The organism is Brevundimonas sp. NPDC046655 (assembly GCF_044901625.1).
In the GTDB taxonomy this organism is placed as follows: domain Bacteria; phylum Pseudomonadota; class Alphaproteobacteria; order Caulobacterales; family Caulobacteraceae; genus Brevundimonas.
This window is the reverse complement of the sequence record NZ_JBJDPV010000005.1, coordinates 227,417-247,817: the sequence shown is the minus strand read 5'-3', so window position 1 is coordinate 247,817 and position 20,401 is coordinate 227,417. Positions and strand designations below refer to the sequence as shown.

Here is a 20,401-nt window from a genome sequence, read left to right as displayed (position 1 = left end):
TCCCTTGGACCAACCGTCGGACGAGCCCAAGGTCGGAGAATATTCGGACGCCGAGATCGAGGCGGCCCGCGTGCTGTTTGCGCGTCAGGCCACCTTCGTTCTGGGTTGCGCCAAGATCGAGCAACTGCCTGATCCCGACCTGCCGGAAATCTCCTTCGCCGGTCGTTCGAACGTCGGCAAGTCCAGCCTGATCAACGCCCTGGTCGGCATGCACAAGCTGGCCCGCGCCTCGAACGAGCCGGGCCGCACGCGCGAGGTGAACTTCTTCGATCTGGACGGCCGGATGCGTCTGGTCGACCTGCCCGGCTACGGCTGGGCCAAGGCGTCCAAGACCACGGTCAAGAAGTTCCAGGACCTGGGCCGCGACTATCTGCGCGGCCGGGTGACGCTGAAGCGGGTCTATCTGCTGATCGACGCCCGCCACGGCCTCAAGAAGGTCGATGACGAGGCGCTGGACGCCCTGGATCTGGCCGCCGTCAGCTATCAGATCGTCCTGACCAAGGCCGACAAGCTGAAGAAGGGCGAGGCCGAGAAGGTCCAGGCGGCGACGCTGAAGGCCATCTCCAAGCGTCCGGCCGCCTATCCGGCGGTGCTGGTGACGTCGTCCGAGAAGGGCTTCGGCATCCCCGAACTGCGCGCCGAGATCATGCGCACCACGGGCGTGACGCTGGACTGATCGTCGTCCCGCCTATGGCGCCGCTGACTTGCGGCCCCATATCGCTCGGATGATCCCGCTTTCCATTCTCGATCTCGCGCCGGTGCCCGAGGGTTCCGACGTCTCGCAGTCTCTGGCCAACACCCTCGACCTGGCTCGCCATGCCGAGCGTTTGGGCTACAGGCGTTACTGGCTGGCCGAGCACCACAACATGCCCGGCATCGCCAGCGCCGCGACCTCCGTGGTCATCGGTGCTGTGGCGGCGGCGACCAAGACCATCCGCGTGGGCGCGGGCGGGGTCATGCTGCCCAATCACGCCCCCTTGGTCATCGCCGAGCAGTTCGGCACCCTGAACGCCCTGCACCCCGGCCGCATCGATCTGGGCCTGGGCCGCGCGCCAGGTTCGGATCAGGCCACGGCGCGGGCGCTGCGCCGCACGCTTCAGGGCGACGTGGACGCCTTCCCGCAGGACGTGATGGAGTTGATGCAGTGGTTCGCCCCCGCCACGCCCGACCAGCGCATCATCGCCAATCCCGGCGAGGGGCAGGCCGTGCCGATCTGGATTCTGGGGTCGTCGACCTACGGGGCGCAGCTGGCGGCCCATCTGGGCCTGCCCTACGCCTTCGCCAGCCATTTCGCGCCGGGCGAGATGATGCGGGCGCTGGACGTCTATCGCCAGACCTTCCGGCCGTCCGAGCGCCTGGACCAGCCCTATGCCATGCTGGGCTTCAATGTCTTCGCCGCCGAGACGGACGAGGCCGCGCGCCTGCTGTTCACCTCGGTCCAGCAGGCCTTCGTTAATCTGAGGACCGGCCGCCCTGGCAAGCTGCCCGCTCCGGCCGAAGGCTATTATGAGCGTCTGGATGGCGCCGCGCGTGGCATGATCGACGCCGCCCTGGCCTGTTCGGCGGTCGGCGCGCCCCAGACCGTGCGGGCGGCCATGGACGCCTTTATCGCTCGGACGGGCGCGGACGAACTGATGGCCACCAGTCAGATCTGGGATCCTGCGGCGCGGGTGCGTTCGATCGAACTCCTCGCCCAGGCGGCCGGTCAGGTCTGAGGCTCAGCTTTCGTCCGGCGGAAGGAAGTGAAGCGGTTCAAGCGTCGCTTGGTCATAGATTGCGTCCTCGACCAGGCGTCGCCAGGCTTCACCCAGGCGAATGGAGTCAGCCAGATCCTGCGGCGTGATGGCGGCTCTTTGGGTCAGACGCTGGCGCAGGCCGCGGCAGGCCGCCAGCAAGGCTGAGGCCTGACGCACGGCGGGAAAATCGGAGTGGGCGCCCAGGGCTTCATGGGCCGCGTAGCGCCAGCGCGCCCCTTCGGGCGCGCCGTTGATCAGGGCCCATTTTTCTGCTGGCGAGAGTGCGTCGCCCAGGGGTTCCCAGGCGTCGCTGTCCGCAGGGCGTCGATAGTGGCCTGGGCTCTGCGGCAGGCCATGGCGGCCATAGACCTCGGCCGCCGCCGTCTCGATCGCCCGCAGCAAGCAGAGCACATCGTCTTCGGCGGCCTTGCGCTCGGTCTGGTCGTCCGCGCGCGCCGACAGGGTTTCTGACCGACGACGCCCCAGACGACCGAACATGGCCCTAGTCGACGTTCAGGGCGCTCGTGACCGAGACGTCGTAGATCACACGGGTGATCGACTGAACGAACTCGAAGAACTTGCGCGCTTCCGCCGAGTCCGAACGCGGCGCATAGAGCACGTCGTCAGGCTGGATCATGAAGTTGTTGGCGACGAAGAAGCCCTGACCTTCAGCCAGGTTCACGCGATAGACCACAGGCACGCCGCGCGGCGTGGGGGCCTGGGTCAGGCCGAGCGCCTGAGCGACTTCGGGGCGTTCGAAGCGGAACACCATGACGGTGCGGTGATTGGCGGACTGGGTGTCCAGACCGCGCGTCCGCGCCAGGGCGGCGGTCAGGCTGAGCGGGCCTTGGCCCATGTCCTGTTCGCTGACCGCGCCGACCGCGCCGAAGGCGGTGAAACGACGAGGCTTGTAGGTCAGGTTGACCTGGTCGCCGCGGCGCAGACGGACGTTCTCGCCGAACTCCGTGGACACCAGCGTCAGCGGAGCCGAAAAGGTCTCGTTGCCGCGACGAACATTGACGATCAGGTCTTCGGCCGGCCGCGTCGGCCCCCCGGCGGCGGCGATGACGTCTAGAATTCGGTCGGTGTTGACCGACAGGGCGGCGCGACCGGGGTTGCGCACGTCGCCCAGAACGGTGATTGAGTTCGAGGGATTCTGGGCGATATAGGCGACGACCTGCGGATTGCCGACCTTGCCGCGCAGGGCATGCTTGATAGCGTCGGCGGCCTCGGGGGCCGTCAGGCCGTTGACCTGAACGCGGCCAGCGAAGGGCACGTTGACCGCACCGGAGCGGTCGACCACCAGAGGCGGCAGCGCCTGGGTGCCCGTCTGAATGTCGCGCGACATGTTGCGCGTGCCGAACAGGGCGCCGCTCGGCTCGTAGATGGAGACGGCCAGAGCGTCGCCGATGCCGAGGACGTCCACCGGGCTATCCGCGCCGCCCGCGGCCAGGCTGCCGCCGAAGCGCGGCGGCACGGCCTTGATGACCTCGCCGACCGTGAAGTCGACGTCGACCATGGCGTAGTTGACGGCTTTCAGGTCGTGACCGGCGTTGTCGGCGACCGTGCGCCCGGACGGGCCGTCGCCGGGCAGGGTCGAGCAGCCGCCGACAAGGGCGAGGGCCATCAGGGGCAGAAGGGATCGCTTCATGGCGGCTCCGAAGATCAGGCGGTTCAACACCGTGATTACTTGGCTTTGCGGCTGCGGACCAGAGGGATGCGTTCTGACCCTTGATCCGTTCTCATGCCGGACTGGCGAGACAAACATCCATGCTCTGGTCCAGGCCCAGTCGTGCTTCAACCGTCGCGAAGTGGCCAGGCCAGGTCGGCGGGGCGTAGGCGGTCGCGATCGGACGTTTCAGCGTCGCCGTCTCGAGCGCCGCCAGCCAACCCAAACCATCCAGCGGGTCGATCAGGGTCGCCTGGGCCACCAGTTCGCGGTGGGCCGGAATGTCGGAGGCGATCAGCGGCACGCCGAGGGCGCAGGCTTCCACTGCCGGCAGGTCGAAGCCCTCGACGGACGAGGGAGCCAGCACGGCTTGGGCGCCGCTCATGAGGTCGGCCAGGGCAGTGTCGGGCAGGTTTTCGACCTGATGCACCAGACCCTGCAGATTGGGCGAGCGCTGCAGGTGATCCAGCACGGCTTCATTCTCCCAGCCGTAGCGGCCGATCAGCACCAGGCGGGGGGCCTCATCGCCCATCTTTTCCTGCAGGCGTCGCCAGATGGTCAGCAGGAAGGCCAGATTCTTGCGCGCTTCGATGGTGCCGACGTGGACGAAGTAGGGACGCCGCGCACCGCTCGGCTCGGCCTTCATGAAGACGGGCTCCAGGCCCAGGTGCGCGACGTCGATCGGCGGAGCAGCCAGCTTCTCCCGGTCGGCGAAGGCCAGCAGTTCATGCGCCGTATAGTGGGAGTTGACCACGATCCGCGAGGCGTGGCGCAGGGCCGTCAGGACCCGGCGGCGATGCTTCGCCCCGTCGCCGGGCCGGCAGAACTCGGGATGGGTGATCGGAATCAGGTCGTGCAGCATGACGACGCGATCGATCCCCTGGCTTCCCAGGCTGGCGAGGATGTCCGGCGTGTTCAGACTGGTGTGGCCGACATTGAAATAGAGCTTGGCCGGTGGCGGGGCGGTGATGCGGCGCGAGCGGAAATACTGCTTCCAGACGCGGGTCTTCTTTTTCGCCTTGGGCTGGTGCGGGTCGGGGGCTTCGCCGATCACCGAGGCGGTCGGGCGGTCCGCTTCAAGGGCGGCGAACAACCGGCGCTCGTTGGTGTTAAGGGCGCGGGCGTCGGAGCCGCCGGTCCAGCGTTGACGCAGTTCGACCATGCAATCCCGGAACCAGGCGTCGTCCACCGCAGCCAGTTGATCGTGGCGAGACCGGACCGGCACCATGCGGTAGTCAGGATGATCGACCAGCCATTCAGCATAGGCCAGGCAGACGCGGTCCACGCCTGTCGGCGCGCTTCGGTCCGTGCGGCTCAGCAGGCGGCTGGCGTCGAAAAGAATGTCCTGTGTCATCAGGAAACGTAGCCGGCCTGCATCAGCTCGGCGATATGGATGATGGCGACGGGCCGTTCGTTCTCGACCACGAACAGGTTGGCGATCTTGTTGGCGCTCAGCAGGTCGACCACGTCGCTCATGCGGGCGTCGGGATCTACCGTGATGGGGGTGCGGCTCATGATGTCCTCGGCGCGCAGGGCCGAGATGTCGCTGGTGAAGGCGCGGCGGATGTCGCCGTCGGTGATCATGCCCGCCAGGCTGCCGTCGGAATGCAGGACCGCAACGGCGCCCTTGCGGCCGGCCGACACGGCCGAGACCACGGCGCTGAAGTCGGCGTCCATCGGCACGCTGGCCGGGGTGGCGGCGTTGTCGCCCATCCATTCACGCACGCTCTGCAGGCTCATGCCCAGGGCGCCGCCAGGGTGGTGCAGGCCGAAGTCTTCCCTTGTGAAACCGCGGCGGTCCATCAGCACCATGGCCAGGGCGTCGCCGATGGCCAGGGTCATCAGGGTCGAGGTGGTCGGCGCCAGGCCGTTGGGGCAGGCCTCGGCCACCTTGGGCATGGTCAGGCTGACCGCTGAGTGGCGGCCCAGGAAGCTGCCGGCGCGCTGGGTGATGCCGATGACCGGAATGTCGTTGCGCTGGCAGTAAAGCAGGGGATCACGCAGTTCGCGGCTCTCGCCCGAGTTGGAGATGGCAAGCAGCGTGGTGTCGGGGCGCAGCATGCCCAGGTCGCCGTGGCTCATCTCCGCCGGGTGGACGAAGAAGGAGTTGGTGCCGGTCGAGGCCAGGGTGGCGGCGATCTTGCCGCCGATGTGGCCCGACTTGCCCATGCCTGTCACAACCAGATAGCCGGGACGCGACAGGATGATGTCGCAGGCGCGAGCGATCGAGACGTCGATAGAGCGCTCCAGCGCCTCCAGGGCCTCGATGTTCAGACGCACGACCTCGCGCGCTCGGTCCGTCATCGCAGCAATCTGCTCGGGCGACGAGTGAAGCGTGTTGGGCATGGGCATCGGCTCCTGAGACGCCGGACCGCTGCGGCGGTTCTTCATGGCGCATCCGCGAATTGCCCCATCTGGATTGTTCGCACAATGGCGGGGCTGCGACGGAATTGTCACCTTGGCGGACAACCTTCCCGGTCCCGGCGCGTTCCCAACTGTCTCGACAACAGCATCGAAACGAGTCCGGACCTTATGTCGTCTGCCTCCGGGGCGATCGCCTCATGCCTGCCCAAGCCGCCTCTCGTACTGAGGAAGCCCGCGCTCTTTCTGGATCTCGACGGGGTGCTGGCGCCCCTGGCGCCGACGCCGGACGCGGTGGGGCCGGACGCCCGGCGCACCGAGGTGCTGAGCCGACTGACCGATCGGATGGAGGGCCGGGTCGCCATCGTCAGTGGGCGAACCCTGGGCGAAATCGACCGCATCAGCGACGGCGCGGCGCGGGCGGCGTCCGGCGTGCACGGCCTGCAAAGGCGTCGCGGCGACGGATCCTTCGCCAATAGAGCGCCCGACCCCGCCGTGCGCCGGGCGGTGGCAGCCTTCGACGCCTTCGCCGCAGACCGCCCCGGCGTCATCGTCGAGGACAAGACCTTGGCGGCGGGTCTGCATTACCGCCAGGCGCCGGGCGTCTCGGAAGAGGCGCTCGCTCTGGCCGCGTCATTAGCTGAGGAGACCGGCCTGGCGCTGCAGCCCGGCTCCATGGTCCTGGAGCTGAAGACCCCCGGCACGGACAAGGGCGCGGCCCTGACCGCCTTCATGGCCGAGGCGCCGTTTACAGGGGCGCTGCCCATCATGGTCGGCGACGACCTGACCGACGAACACGGCTTTGAAGCGGCCGAGGCGCTGGGCGGATTCGGCGTTCTGGTGGGGCCTGAGCGGCCGACGGCGGCCCGCTATCGGCTGGAGGACGTCGCCGCCGTGCTCGACTGGCTGGATCAGATTGAAGGAGGCGCCGCATGAGTCGTCCCAACCTCGACCTCGCCCCGATCGGCAACTGCTCGGTCAGCGCCCTGATCGACCGGAGCGGCCGGTTCGTCTGGGCCTGCGCTCCGCGCGTGGATGGTGACCCGGTCTTTTCCGCCTTGATGGACGGCGATGATCCCGAACACGGCTTCTGGGCCATCGAACTGGCGGACATGGTTTCGATCGAGCAGGCCTATGTGCGCAACACCGCCGTCCTGCGCACGGTGATGACCGACGAACGCGGGGCCTCGGTCGAGATTCTCGATTTCGCGCCGCGCCATCTGAAGCACTCGCGCATCTATCGGCCCATCGCCTTCGCGCGCGTGGTGCGGCCGCTGTCGGGGGCTCCGCGCATCACCGTGCGGCTGCGACCCTCGGCGGAATGGGGCGCACGCCGAGCGGAACAGACCTCGGGCTCCAACCACATCCGCTATCTGTGCACCGACCTGACGCTGCGGCTGACTACCAACTGCCCGGTGACCCATGTCCAGAACGAGCGGACCTTCCGTCTCGAGGGCGAGCTGGCCTTCTTCCTTGGCCCGGACGAGGGCTATGACCAATCGGTCGTGGCGGGGGTTTCGGCGGCCCTGGATCAGACCATCCAGCACTGGAAGCTATGGACCCGGACCCTCTATGTGCCGCTGGACTGGCAAGAGGCGGTGATCCGCGCCGCCATCACCCTGAAGCTCTGTGTCTATGAAGAGACCGGGGCCATCGTCGCGGCCATGACCACCTCCGTGCCCGAGTTCCCCGAGAGCGGGCGCAACTGGGACTATCGTTTCTGCTGGGTGCGCGACGCCTACTACACGGTGCGGGCGCTGAACCGGCTGGGGGCGGTGGACATCCTCGAGAACTACCTCGGCTATCTGCGCAACCTGGTGGACGACGCCAAGGGCGGCCATGTCCAGCCCGTCTATGGCGTGGGCCTTGAGGCGGGCATCGGCGAGCGCGTAGTCGAGAGCGTCGCGGGCTATCGCGGCATGAAGCCGGTGCGCGTCGGCAATCAGGCGCACGAGCATCTACAACACGACGTCTATGGCCAGATCGTCCTGCCCCTGGTCCAGGCCTTCTTTGACGAGCGGATGTTGAGGCCCGGCACGATCGAGGACTTCCACGCGCTCGAGAAGGTCGGCGACCGCGCCTTCTCCATGCACGACCAGACGGACGCCGGTCTGTGGGAGTTCCGCACCATCGCCCGGGTCCACACCTATTCCTCGGTCATGTGCTGGGCCGCCTGCGACCGGCTGGCCAAGGCGGCGCGGCATCTGGGCCTGAGCGAGCGCGGCGAGCTGTGGGACGAGCGGGCCCGTCTGATCCGGGCGCGCATCGAGGCCGAGGCCTATCTGCCCGACGAGGGTCGCTTCGCCGCCAGCTTCGGCGGGACCGAGCTGGACGCGTCCCTCTTGCAGATGACCGATCTGGGCTTCCTCGACGCCCGCGACCCGCGTCAGGTGAAGACCTTCGAGGCGGTCGAGCGCGACCTGAAGCGCGGCCCCTATCTGTTCCGCTACATTCACCCTGACGACTTCGGCGAGCCGGAGACGGCCTTCAACTTCTGCACCTTCTGGTTCATCGAGGCCCTGCACCTGAACGGCCGGACCGAGGAGGCGAGGGCGATCTTCGACGAGATGCTGAGCCGGCGGACCCACGCGGGCCTGCTCAGCGAGGACATCGCGCTTCAGGACGGCGAACTGTGGGGCAACTATCCGCAGACCTATTCCCTGGTCGGGATCATCAACTGCGCGGTTCTGCTCAGTCGTTCGTGGCAGGACGCACGATGAGCCGTCTTATTGTCGTTTCGAACCGCGTCTCGGCGCCCAAGGACCCGGCCTCGGGCTCGGTCGGCGGCCTGGCCATGGCCCTGTCGGCAGCTCTGCGCAAATACGACGGCCTGTGGTTCGGCTGGTCCGGCGAGACGGTCGAGCAGTTCACCGGTGAACTGAACATCGAGGACCGCGCGGGCGTCACCGTCGCCACCGTCGATCTGGAGCCGCAGGACGTCGACGAATATTACAACGGCTACGCCAACAAGACCCTGTGGCCGCTCTTTCATCACCGGGTCGACCTGACGGCCTATGAGCGGTCCTACGGCGAGGGTTATGAGCGCACCAACCGCCGCTTCGCCGAGGTGCTGCAGCCGCTGATCCAGCCCGACGACATCATCTGGATCCACGACTATCACATGATCCCCATGGCGCGGGACCTGCGCCGCCTGGGGGTCAAGAATCGCATCGGCTTCTTCCTGCACACGCCGTGGCCGGCGCGTCAGCTGCTGGTGACCCTGCCGCATCATCGGCGGCTGGTGGAGTCGATGTTCTACTTCGACCTGATCGGCTTCCACACGCAGGAATGGCTGGGCCTGTTCGAGCGCTACGTCGAGGTCGAGGCGCGGGGGCGGGTGTCGCCGGAACATGTGATCGAGGCCTTCGGACGCCGGGTCCAGGGCGGGGTCTTTCCCATCGGCATCGACGTCGACGGCTTCCTGACCGCCCGCGACTCGGTTCTGGGCGGCAAGACCTATGACCGCATGGCGGCGTCGGCGGCTTTTCGCTCGATGATCGTCGGCGTGGACCGGCTCGATTATTCCAAGGGGTTGGAGCAGCGTCTGCTGGGTTTCGAGCAGTTCCTTGAGGACAATCCCGCCATGCACGGCGAGGTTTTCCTGTTGCAGGTGACGCCCATCTCTCGAGATGACGTGGACACTTATCAGGATATTCGCGGACGGCTGGACGCCCTGGCCGGGCGCATCAACGGCGCCTATGCCGACATGGACTGGCAGCCGATCCGCTATCTGAACCGCACCTTCCGCCGGGATCAACTGGCGGGCCTTTATCGCGCGGCCAAGGTGGGTCTGGTCACGCCCCTGCGCGACGGCATGAACCTGGTGGCCAAGGAATATGTCGCGGCCCAGAACCCCGAGGACCCCGGCGTGCTGATCCTGTCGCGCTTCGCCGGCGCCGCCGAGCAGATGGGCGAGGCCCTGCTGGTCAATCCCTTCAGCCGCGAGGAGCTGTCGGAGGCCATCAAGAAGGCCCTGACCATGCCCCTGAAGGAGCGCATCCGGAAGTGGGAGGCCCTGATGCAGGTGGTGCGCGACACGGATGTCGGGATTTGGCGCGACAGCTATGTGAAGGCGCTGATGAAGGTTGAGCGTCGCGCCGACGACGAGAGCATCGTCGGCGCGGCCTGAAGCCGACTAGCTCGCTTGTGCATACTGCGGCGGCGCCCCGTCGCGGGCGATGGCGCGGGCATGGGCGGGACGCGCCGCCAGCCGTTCGACATAGGCGTCCAGCAGGGGGCTTTCCGGCAGATGCTCGCGCGCCCAGGCCACGGAGCTGCCGATCAGGACGTCGGCCACGGTGAAGCGGTCGCCCATCAGCCAGGGGCCTTCCCACAGGGCCTCCAGCAAACGGGTCACGGCGGCGTCGTAGCGGGCGCGGGCGTAGGGATCGGCATCCACCGCGCCCGTGATCTTGTTCCACAAAGAGGGTTCGAACTCGCCCGAGGCCCAGAACATCCAGGTCAGCAGCGGCCCGCGCTGCGGCGAGCTCGGGGGGAAGCCCAGACCCGCCTGGGGATGTAGCCCGGTCAGGTAGAGGGCCACCGCCGCGGACTCTGTGATCAGGGCGCCGTCGTGCAGCAGGGCCGGGACCTTGCCGTCGGGGTGCGGGTTCTTCGGATCGGCGGCGCCCGCGCCGTCCATGCGGCGGATGTCGCAATATTCGATGCGGCAGTCGGCCCCCAGCTCCTCGACCAGCCAGACCAGGCGCGAGGAACGGGACCAGGGGGCGTGGAACAGGGTCAGCATCGATAATCCTCCCAGATATCGCGCCGCGACGGGGCGTCGGCGGCGGTTCGTCTTGACTACTGCCACCCTGCTGCCACCATGCTGTCAGCAGTCTTCGGCCAGGGTGGAGACATGAGACGCGCCGACCGACTGTTCCAGATCATCCAGGTGCTGCGCCGGGCCTCGCGCCCGGTGACGGCCGACGCCATCGCGGCCGAGCTGGAGACCTCCAAACGCACCATCTATCGCGACATCGCCGCCCTGCTCGGCCAGCGGGTGCCGATCCGGGGCGAGGCGGGGTTGGGCTATGTGCTGGACGGGGGCTTCGACCTGCCCCCGTTGATGCTGACCTCGGACGAGATCGAGGCGGCGGTTCTGGGGGCGCAATGGGTGGCGGCGCGCGGCGATCCGGCCCTGGCGCGCGCCGCGCGCGACCTGACCGCCAAGATCGCCGCCATCGTGCCGGAACGTCTGCGTCCGGTGGTGCTGGAGCCGTCGGTGGCCACGCCCCCGCCGTGGGAGCAGAAGATCGAGACCGTGGACCTGGCCCAGGTGCGGGCCTGGATCCACGCCGGGCGCAAGCTGCGGCTGCACTACGCCGACGAGCAGGGGCGCGAGACGACGCGGGTCATCTGGCCCTTCCTGATCGGCTATCACGAGCGGGCGCGTTTGCTTCTGGCCTGGTGCGAGACGCGCGAGGACTTCCGCAGCTTCCGCGCCGACCGGGTGGTCGACGCCGAGTTCCTGGACGACCGCTATCCCGGCCGACCCGCCGTCCTGCGCCAACGCTGGTTCGCAGCGATGGAGGCGCGACGGGCCGCCCAGTGCGGGCCTCAATAGATCTCGAACAGGCCCGCAGCCCCCATGCCGCCGCCGATGCACATGGTGACGACGCCGTATTTGGCGCCGCGCCGCTTGCCCTCGATTAAGACGTGGCCGGTCATCCGGGCGCCCGACATGCCATAGGGGTGGCCGATGGAGACGGCGCCGCCCGAGACGTTCAGCCGGTCGTTGGGGATGCCCAGCTTGTCGCGGCAATAGAGCACCTGCACAGCGAAGGCCTCGTTCAGCTCCCAGATACCGATGTCGTCCATGGTCAGACCGTGGCGTTTCAGCAGCCTGGGCACGGCGAAGACGGGGCCGATGCCCATCTCGTCGGGTTCGCAGCCCGCCACCGCCATGCCGCGATAGGCGCCGAGCGGTTGCAGGTTGCGCTTCACCGCTTCGCCGGCCTCCATGACGACGCAGGCCGAAGCCCCGTCCGACAGCTGGGACGCGTTGCCGGCGGTGATGAACTCGCCCTGCTGGATTTCCTCGCCCCCGCCGAAGACGGGCTTCAGCGATTGCAGGCCCTCCAGGGTGGTGTCGGGGCGATTGCCTTCGTCCTTCGACAGGGTCACCTCTTTCGACGAGGTCTCGCCGGTGGCCTTGTCCACGACCAGCATGGAGGTGGTCATCGGCACGATCTCGGCGTCGAAGCGCCCCTCGGCCTGGGCGGCCGCCGTGCGTTGCTGCGACTGCAGGGCGTATTCGTCCTGGGCGTCGCGGCTGATGTTGTAGCGGCGGGCGACGACCTCGGCGGTCTCCAGCATCGACATATAGATGTGGGGCGACAGCGTCAGCAGCGCCTCGTCCTTCATCCGATACAGGTTCATGTGCTGGTTCTGGACCAGAGAGATGCTCTCCAGCCCGCCGCCGACCGCCATCTTCTGGTTGTCGAAGACGACCTGCTTGGCCGCCGTGGCGATCCCCATCAGGCCCGAGGCGCACTGACGATCCAGGCTCATGCCGGGCACGGAGGAGGGAAGGCCCGCCGCCAGCGCCACCTGGCGCGCCACGTTGGTCCCGGTCGAGCCCTGTTGCAGGGCCGCGCCCATGATGACGTCTTCGATCTCGGCGGGATCGACGCCGGCGCGGGCGACCGCGTGCTTCACGGCGTGGGCGCCCAGTTGCTGCGCCTGGGTGTCGTTGAAGGCCCCGCGATAGGCCCGGCCGATCGGGGTGCGGGCGGTGGAGACGATGACGGCTTCACGCATAGAGAAGATCTCTCTCTTTTTGGGCGCTATCGCTCGGCGCGTGGCGCCTCGCTGCTTGAGCGCGTGAGAGGGCGCTGTCGCCGCGATGCGGACGCGCGCTGCGGGAAGCGCGTTTCCTGCCTAACAGAGAGAAGATAGGCGCCTCACGTCACGTCAACGCAAGGCGCCTTCGTAGAATGCACGCGGGCCTCAGGCAGGGAGGCGCCAAATGGCCTCAAGCCGCGAGCGACCGCGTCGCGAGCATAGGCCTCTTAAGATGAGTGATGCGTCTGGGCTTTCGTCAGCTCGATCATGCCCTGGGCGGCGCCCATGTCCGGCACGATCTCGTTGCTGCGATCCGAGATGGCGTCGAAGCGGGCGGCGACTTGTTCGGGAGCGTCCGAACCGACGGCGAAGTCGCCTTGCGTCAGGGTCACATAGGCCCGCTCGAAGCCGCCGGCGCCGGCGGCCAGGATGGCGCGGGTCGGGGCGTCGCGGCTGACCAGATGCAGCAGGCCCGGCGTCACCAGCTCCGGCCCCAGGGCTTCCAGAGGCAGGCCCTGCAAGTCCTCGGTCATGCGGGTGTGGGCCGTCGGGGCCAGGGCGTTGACGCGGATGTCGTTCTTGGCCCCCTCGATGGCCAGGGTCTGCATCAGGCCGACCAGGGCCATCTTGGCCGCGCCGTAGTTGGCCTGGCCGAAGTTGCCGAACAGGCCTGACGACGAGGTGGTCATGACGATGCGGCCGTAGTTCTGGGCGCGCATGATGTCCCAGACCGCCTTGGTGCAGTGGACCGCGCCCATCAGGTGGACCTCCATCACCACGCGAAAATCGGCCAACTCCATCTTGGCGAAGCTCTTGTCGCGCAGGATGCCGGCGTTGTTCACCAGAATGTCGATGCGGCCCCAGCGGGCCATGACCTCGGCGACCATGGCCTCGACCGCCGCCGCGTCGGTGACCGAGGCCGCATTGGCCATGGCCTCGCCGCCTGCGGCCTCGATCTCGGCGACCACGGCCTCGGCCGCCGTGGCCGACCCGCCCGAGCCGTCGCGGGCGCCGCCCAGGTCGTTGACCACCACCTTGGCTCCCCGCGCCGCCAGAGCCAGGGCGTGTTCGCGGCCCAGACCGCCGCCCGCACCCGTCACGATCGCCACCTGGCCGTCGAACCTGATCGTCATGCCTTGCCTCCGTTGTGTTTCAAAATGGTCCTAGCAGGCTCGATTGAGGGAAAAAACGGCCCGATGTGTTGAAAGGGCGCCACAGTTGTCACAATGCGGGGAAAGATGGCGGAACCTGAGCGGTCTCGTGCCGTTGAAGCCCCCTGAGTGCTGACGTCATCGACGACGGCTTTCGGATCAACTTGAGTGTGAGGACACTATGAAGCTCAAACTTCTCGCCAGTGTCGCCGCGGCCGGGCTGTGCGTGGCCGGCGCTGCGTCGGCTGAGCCGGACGGCTGGTACGGCGCCGTCGACGCCGGCTACCACATCATCGACGACATCAACACCGAGTCGTCGACCCGCGGTTCCAACTGGAACTGGGAAGTCAACGACGGCTGGGCCGCCTTCGCCCGCCTCGGCTACCGCTTCAACCCCAACTGGCGCGTTGAACTGGAAGGCGGCTACCGCTCGGGCGACATCGGCACCGTGCGCGCCGTCTCGGGCCCGCAAGGCCTGTGCAACATCACGCCCGCCACCGGTCCGTGCTACTCGCCCGACGGCGACATCACCTCGACCACCGTGATGGCCAACGTCATCTATGACTTCGGCTACTCGGCCGGCAGCATCCGTCCGTTCGTCGGCCTCGGCGTCGGCGCCAACCACGTCAACACCGACGTCGTCGGCCGCCTGCGTCAGAACCCGACCGTGGCCTTCGCCGCCGACGACAGCTCGACCAAGTTCGCCGCTCAGGCGATCGCCGGTCTGGCCTGGGCCGTTTCGGACCGCGCCAACATCGACCTGACCTATCGCTACCTGACGGGCGACGCCGAGTTCGCGACCTTCACGAACACCGCGTCCAACGCCTTCGGCGAAATGGCCGGCGACTACGACCAGTCGCACACCGTGACCCTGGGTCTGCGCTACGCCTTCGGCGCCGAGCCGGCTGCTCCCCCGCCGCCGCCGCCCCCGCCGCCGCCCCCGCCGCCTCCGCCCCCGCCGCCCCCGCCGCCGCCGCCGCCGCCTCCGGCCAAGCCGGCTGCGCGTCAGTTCGTGGTCTACTTCGACTGGGATCGCTCGGACCTGACGGCTGAGGCCCGTTCGGTGGTGACGCAAGCCGCCAACTACGCCAAGTCGGGCGCGCCGACCCGCATCCTGGTCGTCGGTCACGCCGACACCTCGGGTAACGCGGCCTACAACCTGGGTCTGTCCAACCGTCGTTCGCGCACCGTCGCCGACGCCCTGGTCGCCCAAGGCGTCAACGGCGGCGTCATCGCCGTCGACGGCAAGGGTGAAACCGCCCCGGCCAAGGCCACCGCTGACGGCGTGCGCGAGCCGCTCAACCGTCGCGCCACCATCGACATCAACTTCTAAGGCATGAAGTCCCCGGAGCAGACCGAAAGGTCTTGCTCCGGGAACCATGTCCTGGATGTCGAAAAAGTCCGGCCGTCGGTCTCGTCCAGAGCCGGCGGCCTTCTTGTCAGCACAATGCAGACTCGATCCGACCGTCCAACCGCCTTGTCATCGACGTGGCCTTGGCACTAGGAAGGGGCTCGATTCTTGGAAAGACACCCCGCGTTTGCTTGCGCCATTTGATCCTGATCAGCCGAATGCAATCCCGCTGGTGCAGGCGGATTTGCGCGGCCGCCGCTTTCTGATCGTCACGGCCCCGTTCGGCGGGTTCGGGCGGCTTCTGGCCCAGGCTGTCATCGCAAGGGGCGGCGAAGTCGGCCGCATGATTTTCAACGCCGGCGACCTTGTGACCTGGCGGCGCTCCGGCGGCGTGACTTTCCGCGACCATGTGCGACGTTGGCCTGCCCGGGTCCGGGAACTGGCCGATCAGTTCACCGACATCATCGTCTTCGGCGAGGGCGGTCCCTATAATCAGGGCGTCCTGGCTCAGGCTGATGCATTGAAGGCGCGCGTCTGGGTGCTCGAGAACGGCTACTTCCGCCCCGACTGGATCACTCTGGAGCAGAACGGGGTCAACGGCTCCAGCAGCCTGCCGCGTTCAGCGGCGGGATACGCCATACCCGGCCCCGAGCTGCCGGTGACGCGCCCGGTCGGCAAGATCCTGCCGCATCACGTGTTCAACATCAGCTTCTATCATGCGGTGCAGCCGCTGGGGCGGCTGGCCTTCCCGCGCTATCGGCACCCCTATACGGTTTCGCCCTGGCGACAGTTTTTCGGCCATATCCGCCGCTATTTCGGCCTGGCCACGCGTCCCAAGCAGTCCTGCGACGCCGACGTGATCCGCGCGCGCGGTCCCTTCTTCATCGCCTGCCTGCAGCGGGAAGGCGACGCCCAGCTGCTGCGCTATTCCTCCTATGCCGACAACACCGCCTTCCTGGCCGAGGTCATGGGCAGCTTCGCTCGCCATGCGCCCAAGGACTGCCGGCTGGTGGTCAAGAACCATCCTCTGGATCCGGGGTTGTCGGATCTGGAGCACATGACCCGTTGCCTGGCGGTGGAGCGCGGGCTGGATGACCGGGTCGATTTCATCGACGGCGGCAATCTGGCCCAGCTGTGCCGCGCGTCACAGGGCATGGTGGTCAATAACTCCAGCGCGGCCCTGTCGGCGCTGGGGTTCCGTACCCCGGTCAAGGTGATGGGTGACGCCTTCTTCGATTTTGAAGGCCTGACCGACCAGCAGCCTCTGGATGATTTCTGGAGCGCGCCCAAGCCCGCCGACGCCAAGCTTTTCACGGCGTTCCGCGCACACGTGATCGCTCGCAGCCAGATCAACGGCAATTATCACGAGCCGCGCGCCATGCGCTCGACGGCTAATCTGATCGCCGACGCTTTCGCGGTGCGCGCCGGCTGACGGCCCTGTCGGATGGGGAGATGAAACCATCCACAGAGGTGTGACGATATAGCCACCCCCGGCGGCTGTCATATCACTGTCACACGACTGTCGTCCAAACTTCCCGCAGCGGCCTTAAGGCCCAGCCCATCTCGACAGGCGTCACGGCCTGCCGCGCATGGCGCTACGCCTTCATCACTGGGGATACCAACAGATGACCAACCGCAAACAGCTGTTCTGGGCGACGACCGCCCTCATGAGCGGCCTTCTCATGGCCGGCGCCGCTTCGGCCCAATCGACCGGCACCGAAGCCACGGAAGTCAGCGACGTCGTCGTGACCGGCCAGCGCGGCCCGCGCAACCTGGAAGGTCTGGCGGTTGCTGAAACCGTCGCCAAGACCCGCAACACCGTCAACCAGGAATTCATCGCCACCCAGGCCGCTGGTCAGACCATCCTGCAGACCCTGAACCTGACGCCGGGCCTGAGCTTCACCAACGCCGACCCCTATGGTTCGTCGGGCGGCAACATCCGTCTGCGCGGCTTCGACGGCGCCCGCGTCTCGCTGACCTTCGACGGCATTCCGCTGAACGACACCGGCAACTACTCGTCGTACACCAACCAACAGATGGACCCGGAACTGATCGAGCGCGCCTCGGTCAACACCGGTTCGACCGACGTCGACAGCCCGACCGCCTCGGCCACCGGCGGCACCATCAACTATGTGACGCTGCGTCCGACCACCGACATGGGCGGCTGGGTCCAGGGTTCGCTCGGCGACTTCAACTATCGCCGCGTCATGGGCCTGTTCAACACGGGCGAGTTCGGCCCGTGGGGCACCACCGCCTGGGTCGCCGCCTCGTACCAGAACTATGACAAGTTCAAGGGCATCGGCGAGCTGGAGAAGGTGCAGTACAATGCTCGCATCTATCAGCCGCTCGGCGACAACGGCGACTTCGTGGCCCTGTCGGGTCACTACAACGAGAACCGCAACAACAACTACCAGGGGCCGAACCTCGGCACCGCCACCGGCTTCTGCGACGTCGCCAAGACCCAGGTCTGCGTCGATCAGGTCAATGATCCGTCGAACCCGTTCGGCTGGGGCGTCGACTTCGACCGTACCTACGTCGCCCCGACCTTCCGCAACGGCGTCGCCGACAATGACGCCAACGGCTCCAACTACTGGGGTCTGCGCGTGAACCCGTCGGACACGGGCAACATCCGCGGTAACTCGCGCTTCACCCTGATGGACGGCCTGGTCCTGACGGTCGACCCCTCGTTCCAGTACACCCTGGCCAACGGCGGCACCCAGCAAACGGTCCTGTCGGAAACCGACCTGCTGCTGCGCGGCACGAAGACGACGGGCGGCGTTGACCTGAACGGCGACGGCGACACCCTGGACCGCGTGCGCGTCATGTCGCCGTCCAACACCAACACCCACCGCTACGGCCTGAACAGCTCGCTGATCTGGGATCTGAACGACAACCACCGTCTGCGCGCCGCCTATGCGCTGGACTGGGGTCGTCACCGTCAGACCGGCAACTACGGCTTCGTCGACTTCTCGGATCCGTCGAACCCGAGCTTCGTCGACGTCTTCGGCGGCCGTAACGATCACGACAACCGCGTCGTCAACCTGGACGGCTACGCCCTGCAGTCGCGCGACCGCAAGTCGATCGCCTCGCTGAACCAGTTCTCGGCCGAATACCGCGGTCGCTTCTTCCAGGAAGCCCTGACGGTCACGCTGGGTGTCCGTGCTCCCTTCTTCAAGCGCGAGCTGAACCAGTACTGCTACACGCAGAACGGTTCGTCGAACGTCCTCTGCACCTCGGAAGTGCCGAACGCGACCCTGGCCAACGGCAACGTCACCTTCGCCGGCCGCGGCACGACGCAGTACATCAAGCCGTACTCGCGTGAAGTGAAGTTCGACGACATCCTGCCGAACGTCGGCGCCACCTACCGCTTCGGTGAAGGCCACTCGGTCTTCGGTAGCTACAGCGAGTCCCTGTCGGCTCCGCGTACGGACAGCCTCTACGCCGTCACGCGTTTCGCCGATGGTTCGATCGGCAACCCGACGGTTCAGCCGGAAACCTCGAAGAACATCGACCTGGGCTATCGCTACACCACCTCGACCATCGTGGCTCAGGCCTCGGTGTTCCAGAACCAGTTCGATAACCGCATCGTCAGCACCTGGGACGAAGACCTGGGTCAGTTCGTCGATCGCAACGTCGGTTCGGTGGAAAGCCTCGGCTTCGAAGCCTCGCTCGGCTGGCAACCGACCGAGAAGCTGAACCTGTACGGCACGGTCTCGCTGCTCAACAGCGAACTGCAGGACAACTACCGCTACAACGCGGCGGGCGCCGAACTGCAGACCAAGGGCAAGAAGCAGGTTGAAACGCCGGAACAAATGTTCTCGCTGCGCGCCTCGTACAAGTTCAACGACGTCTTCTCGGCTGGCGTCCAAGGCAAGTACACCGGCGAGCGTTGGGTCACCGACGTCAACGACCTGAAGGTTGACGCCTTCACCGTCGTCGATCTGGACGCCCGCTTCGACTTCTCGACCCTGGGTCTGGACGGCACCTACCTGCAGCTGAACGTCATCAACCTGCTGGACGAGCAGTACTACTCGACCCTGGGCACCCGCGCGTCGGCGACCCCGGGCCAGCTGGGCTACAGCCGTCCGTTCGCGGGCGTCGGCGCTCCGCGTACGATCATGGCTTCGATCCGCTACAGCTTCTAAGCTTCAGCTTCGATCCAGAAATGAGGAGGGCGGTCCGGCGACGGGCCGCCCTTTTCTTTGTTTGCCGGCCTGCCGCGCGTTCGCGCTACTTGGGGCCCATTTCGGCGGCTGCGGCCGATCGCCCGCAAACATTGAACCGGGGGGCGTCTCGGCCTATCTGGCGCGGTCTGCCTTTCTTCCGTTCGGATCGACTTCGCTCATGACCTACCCCATCCCCGCCGAATGGACGCCGCACCGGGCCATGTGGGTCGGCTGGCCCAGCCATGCCGAGCTGTGGGGCGAGTATTTCGCCCAGGCCCAGGACGAGGTCGAGGCCCTGGTCAGGGCGCTTGCCGGTCCGGGCCGCGAGCAGGTCAAGCTGATGGTTGGCAATGACGAGGCTCTGCCCGGCGCCCGCGCCCGTCTGGACGGCGTCGATGGGATCGAGGTCGTGGCCGCCCGCTTCGGCGACATCTGGCTGCGTGACACCGGCCCGATCTTCAACACGGGCTCGAAGACGGCCCAGACCTTCAGCGTCAACGGCTGGGGCGGCAAGTACGACTATCCCCACGACGACGAGGTCGCTGATCAGATCGCCGAGTTTTCCGGCGTGCCGACCACCCGTCATGACTTCATCCTCGAAGGCGGCGCTCTGGACCACGACGGCGAAGGCACGGTCCTGACCACGCGTCAGTGCCTGTTGAACAGGAACCGTAACAAGACCTGGACCGAGGCCGAGGCCGAGGCCGCCCTGGCCGCCTCGGTCGGCGCCAAGGTGGTGGTCTGGCTGGGCGACGGCCTGCTGAACGACCACACCGATGGCCATGTCGACAATCTGGCCCGCTTCGTTGCACCCGGCGTCGTCGCCTGCCCCATCGCCTTCGGCCGCAAGGACCCGAACGCCGAGGTCTATGACGACACCGCCCGCCTGCTGTCTGAAACGACCGACGCCATGGGCCGCAAGCTCAAGGTGCTGCGCATCCCGTCGCCCGGACTGGTGCTGGACGCCGACGAGCGCCCGGTCCCGGCCAGCCACATGAACTTCCTGATCGCCAACGGCGCCGTCGTGGTGCCGACCTACGGCGACGAGGTCGCGAGCCGTCTGGCGGGCGAGGCCCTGGCCACCGTCTTCCCCGACCGCGAGATCGTGCTGTCGCCGTCCAACGCTGTCCTGACCGGCGGCGGATCCTTCCACTGCATCAGCCAGCAGGAGCCCGCGTAAA

At 67.2% G+C, this 20,401-nt stretch carries 17 protein-coding genes; 10 read left to right on the top strand and 7 right to left on the bottom strand.

Annotated elements, in window-relative coordinates; translation table 11 throughout:
- Window positions 1-4: 4 nt before the first annotated feature.
- Both yihA and ACI2KI_RS14720 read left to right on the top strand, forming a co-directional pair.
- Window positions 5-676, top strand: coding sequence for a ribosome biogenesis GTP-binding protein YihA/YsxC (gene yihA, locus ACI2KI_RS14725; protein WP_312064594.1), 672 nt, complete (start codon window positions 5-7; stop codon window positions 674-676).
- Between the two features lie 49 nt (window positions 677-725).
- Window positions 726-1,715, top strand: a complete 990-nt coding sequence (locus ACI2KI_RS14720) for an LLM class flavin-dependent oxidoreductase (protein ID WP_404621248.1) — start codon at window positions 726-728, stop codon at window positions 1,713-1,715.
- 3 nt (window positions 1,716-1,718) lie between these two features.
- On the opposite strand, the gene ACI2KI_RS14715 is transcribed toward ACI2KI_RS14720, so the two are convergent.
- The 4 genes from ACI2KI_RS14715 to ACI2KI_RS14700 all read right to left on the bottom strand — a co-directional run bounded on the left by ACI2KI_RS14715 (window position 1,719) and on the right by ACI2KI_RS14700 (window position 5,751).
- On the bottom strand, window positions 1,719-2,234 hold the full coding sequence (locus ACI2KI_RS14715) for a hypothetical protein (RefSeq protein ID WP_390182370.1): 516 nt from the start codon (window positions 2,232-2,234) through the stop codon (window positions 1,719-1,721).
- 4 nt (window positions 2,235-2,238) lie between these two features.
- Entirely contained in the window at window positions 2,239-3,387 is a 1,149-nt protein-coding gene (locus ACI2KI_RS14710; RefSeq protein WP_390182371.1) for a polysaccharide biosynthesis/export family protein, read from the bottom strand.
- Between the two features lie 91 nt (window positions 3,388-3,478).
- Window positions 3,479-4,759, bottom strand: coding sequence for a glycosyltransferase family 4 protein (locus tag ACI2KI_RS14705; protein WP_404621246.1), 1,281 nt, complete (start codon window positions 4,757-4,759; stop codon window positions 3,479-3,481).
- On the bottom strand, window positions 4,759-5,751 hold the full coding sequence (locus ACI2KI_RS14700) for a KpsF/GutQ family sugar-phosphate isomerase (protein ID WP_312064604.1): 993 nt from the start codon (window positions 5,749-5,751) through the stop codon (window positions 4,759-4,761). Before ACI2KI_RS14700 ends, ACI2KI_RS14705 begins: the two co-directional genes overlap by 1 nt.
- A 186-nt stretch (window positions 5,752-5,937) precedes the next feature.
- On the opposite strand from ACI2KI_RS14700, the gene otsB reads away from it, so the two are divergent.
- Genes otsB through ACI2KI_RS14685 form a run of 3 tightly spaced genes read left to right on the top strand, consistent with a single transcriptional unit; the run spans window position 5,938 to window position 9,895 of the window.
- Entirely contained in the window at window positions 5,938-6,702 is a 765-nt protein-coding gene (gene otsB / locus ACI2KI_RS14695) for a trehalose-phosphatase (RefSeq protein ID WP_404621243.1), read from the top strand.
- Window positions 6,699-8,486, top strand: a complete 1,788-nt coding sequence (locus ACI2KI_RS14690) for a glycoside hydrolase family 15 protein (protein WP_404621241.1) — start codon at window positions 6,699-6,701, stop codon at window positions 8,484-8,486. Before otsB ends, ACI2KI_RS14690 begins: the two co-directional genes overlap by 4 nt.
- Complete coding sequence (locus tag ACI2KI_RS14685) at window positions 8,483-9,895, top strand: trehalose-6-phosphate synthase (protein WP_404621239.1); 1,413 nt, start codon at window positions 8,483-8,485, stop codon at window positions 9,893-9,895. The genes ACI2KI_RS14690 and ACI2KI_RS14685 overlap by 4 nt, the downstream gene beginning before the upstream one ends.
- Before the next feature lie 6 nt (window positions 9,896-9,901).
- Here the strand turns inward: ACI2KI_RS14685 and ACI2KI_RS14680 are convergent, their stop codons facing one another.
- Entirely contained in the window at window positions 9,902-10,513 is a 612-nt protein-coding gene (locus tag ACI2KI_RS14680) for a glutathione S-transferase family protein (protein WP_404621237.1), read from the bottom strand.
- Window positions 10,514-10,624: 111 nt separating this feature from the next.
- On the opposite strand from ACI2KI_RS14680, the gene ACI2KI_RS14675 reads away from it, so the two are divergent.
- A complete protein-coding gene (locus ACI2KI_RS14675; protein ID WP_404621235.1) occupies window positions 10,625-11,332 on the top strand; it encodes a helix-turn-helix transcriptional regulator in 708 nt (235 codons plus the stop codon).
- Here the strand turns inward: ACI2KI_RS14675 and ACI2KI_RS14670 are convergent.
- On the bottom strand, window positions 11,326-12,528 hold the full coding sequence (locus ACI2KI_RS14670) for an acetyl-CoA C-acyltransferase (RefSeq protein ID WP_404621233.1): 1,203 nt from the start codon (window positions 12,526-12,528) through the stop codon (window positions 11,326-11,328). The genes ACI2KI_RS14675 and ACI2KI_RS14670 overlap by 7 nt on opposite strands.
- A 251-nt stretch (window positions 12,529-12,779) precedes the next feature.
- Complete coding sequence (locus ACI2KI_RS14665; RefSeq protein WP_404621231.1) at window positions 12,780-13,685, bottom strand: SDR family NAD(P)-dependent oxidoreductase; 906 nt, start codon at window positions 13,683-13,685, stop codon at window positions 12,780-12,782.
- A 199-nt stretch (window positions 13,686-13,884) separates the two neighbouring features.
- On the opposite strand from ACI2KI_RS14665, the gene ACI2KI_RS14660 reads away from it, so the two are divergent.
- The 4 genes from ACI2KI_RS14660 (at window position 13,885) to ACI2KI_RS14645 (ending at window position 20,400) form a co-directional block, all read left to right on the top strand.
- Window positions 13,885-15,036 (top strand): outer membrane beta-barrel protein, encoded by a 1,152-nt coding sequence (locus tag ACI2KI_RS14660; RefSeq protein WP_390182380.1) that lies wholly within the window; start codon window positions 13,885-13,887, stop codon window positions 15,034-15,036.
- A gap of 262 nt (window positions 15,037-15,298) precedes the next feature.
- On the top strand, window positions 15,299-16,486 hold the full coding sequence (locus ACI2KI_RS14655) for a capsular biosynthesis protein (protein WP_404621229.1): 1,188 nt from the start codon (window positions 15,299-15,301) through the stop codon (window positions 16,484-16,486).
- A gap of 193 nt (window positions 16,487-16,679) precedes the next feature.
- Window positions 16,680-19,199: a TonB-dependent receptor gene (locus tag ACI2KI_RS14650; protein WP_404621227.1), complete on the top strand. Its 2,520-nt coding sequence runs from the start codon at window positions 16,680-16,682 to the stop codon at window positions 19,197-19,199.
- Between the two features lie 199 nt (window positions 19,200-19,398).
- Window positions 19,399-20,400, top strand: coding sequence for an agmatine deiminase family protein (locus tag ACI2KI_RS14645; RefSeq protein ID WP_404621225.1), 1,002 nt, complete (start codon window positions 19,399-19,401; stop codon window positions 20,398-20,400).
- Window position 20,401 lies beyond the last annotated feature (1 nt).

Excerpts from the sequence above, each read along its gene's own strand:
- ACI2KI_RS14675 (WP_404621235.1), top strand. The coding sequence starts at position 10,625 with ATGAGACGCGCCGACCGACTGTTCCAGATCATCCAGGTGCTGCGCCGG.
- ACI2KI_RS14660 (WP_390182380.1), top strand. The coding sequence starts at position 13,885 with ATGAAGCTCAAACTTCTCGCCAGTGTCGCCGCGGCCGGGCTGTGCGTG.
- ACI2KI_RS14715 (WP_390182370.1), bottom strand. The coding sequence starts at position 2,234 with ATGTTCGGTCGTCTGGGGCGTCGTCGGTCAGAAACCCTGTCGGCGCGC.
- ACI2KI_RS14720 (WP_404621248.1), top strand. The coding sequence starts at position 726 with ATGATCCCGCTTTCCATTCTCGATCTCGCGCCGGTGCCCGAGGGTTCC.
- ACI2KI_RS14645 (WP_404621225.1), top strand. The coding sequence starts at position 19,399 with ATGACCTACCCCATCCCCGCCGAATGGACGCCGCACCGGGCCATGTGG.
- ACI2KI_RS14670 (WP_404621233.1), bottom strand. The coding sequence starts at position 12,528 with ATGCGTGAAGCCGTCATCGTCTCCACCGCCCGCACCCCGATCGGCCGG.
- ACI2KI_RS14685 (WP_404621239.1), top strand. The coding sequence starts at position 8,483 with ATGAGCCGTCTTATTGTCGTTTCGAACCGCGTCTCGGCGCCCAAGGAC.
- ACI2KI_RS14690 (WP_404621241.1), top strand. The coding sequence starts at position 6,699 with ATGAGTCGTCCCAACCTCGACCTCGCCCCGATCGGCAACTGCTCGGTC.
- otsB (WP_404621243.1), top strand. The coding sequence starts at position 5,938 with ATGTCGTCTGCCTCCGGGGCGATCGCCTCATGCCTGCCCAAGCCGCCT.
- ACI2KI_RS14665 (WP_404621231.1), bottom strand. The coding sequence starts at position 13,685 with ATGACGATCAGGTTCGACGGCCAGGTGGCGATCGTGACGGGTGCGGGC.
- ACI2KI_RS14700 (WP_312064604.1), bottom strand. The coding sequence starts at position 5,751 with ATGCCCAACACGCTTCACTCGTCGCCCGAGCAGATTGCTGCGATGACG.
- ACI2KI_RS14705 (WP_404621246.1), bottom strand. The coding sequence starts at position 4,759 with ATGACACAGGACATTCTTTTCGACGCCAGCCGCCTGCTGAGCCGCACG.
- ACI2KI_RS14650 (WP_404621227.1), top strand. The coding sequence starts at position 16,680 with ATGACCAACCGCAAACAGCTGTTCTGGGCGACGACCGCCCTCATGAGC.
- ACI2KI_RS14680 (WP_404621237.1), bottom strand. The coding sequence starts at position 10,513 with ATGCTGACCCTGTTCCACGCCCCCTGGTCCCGTTCCTCGCGCCTGGTC.
- ACI2KI_RS14710 (WP_390182371.1), bottom strand. The coding sequence starts at position 3,387 with ATGAAGCGATCCCTTCTGCCCCTGATGGCCCTCGCCCTTGTCGGCGGC.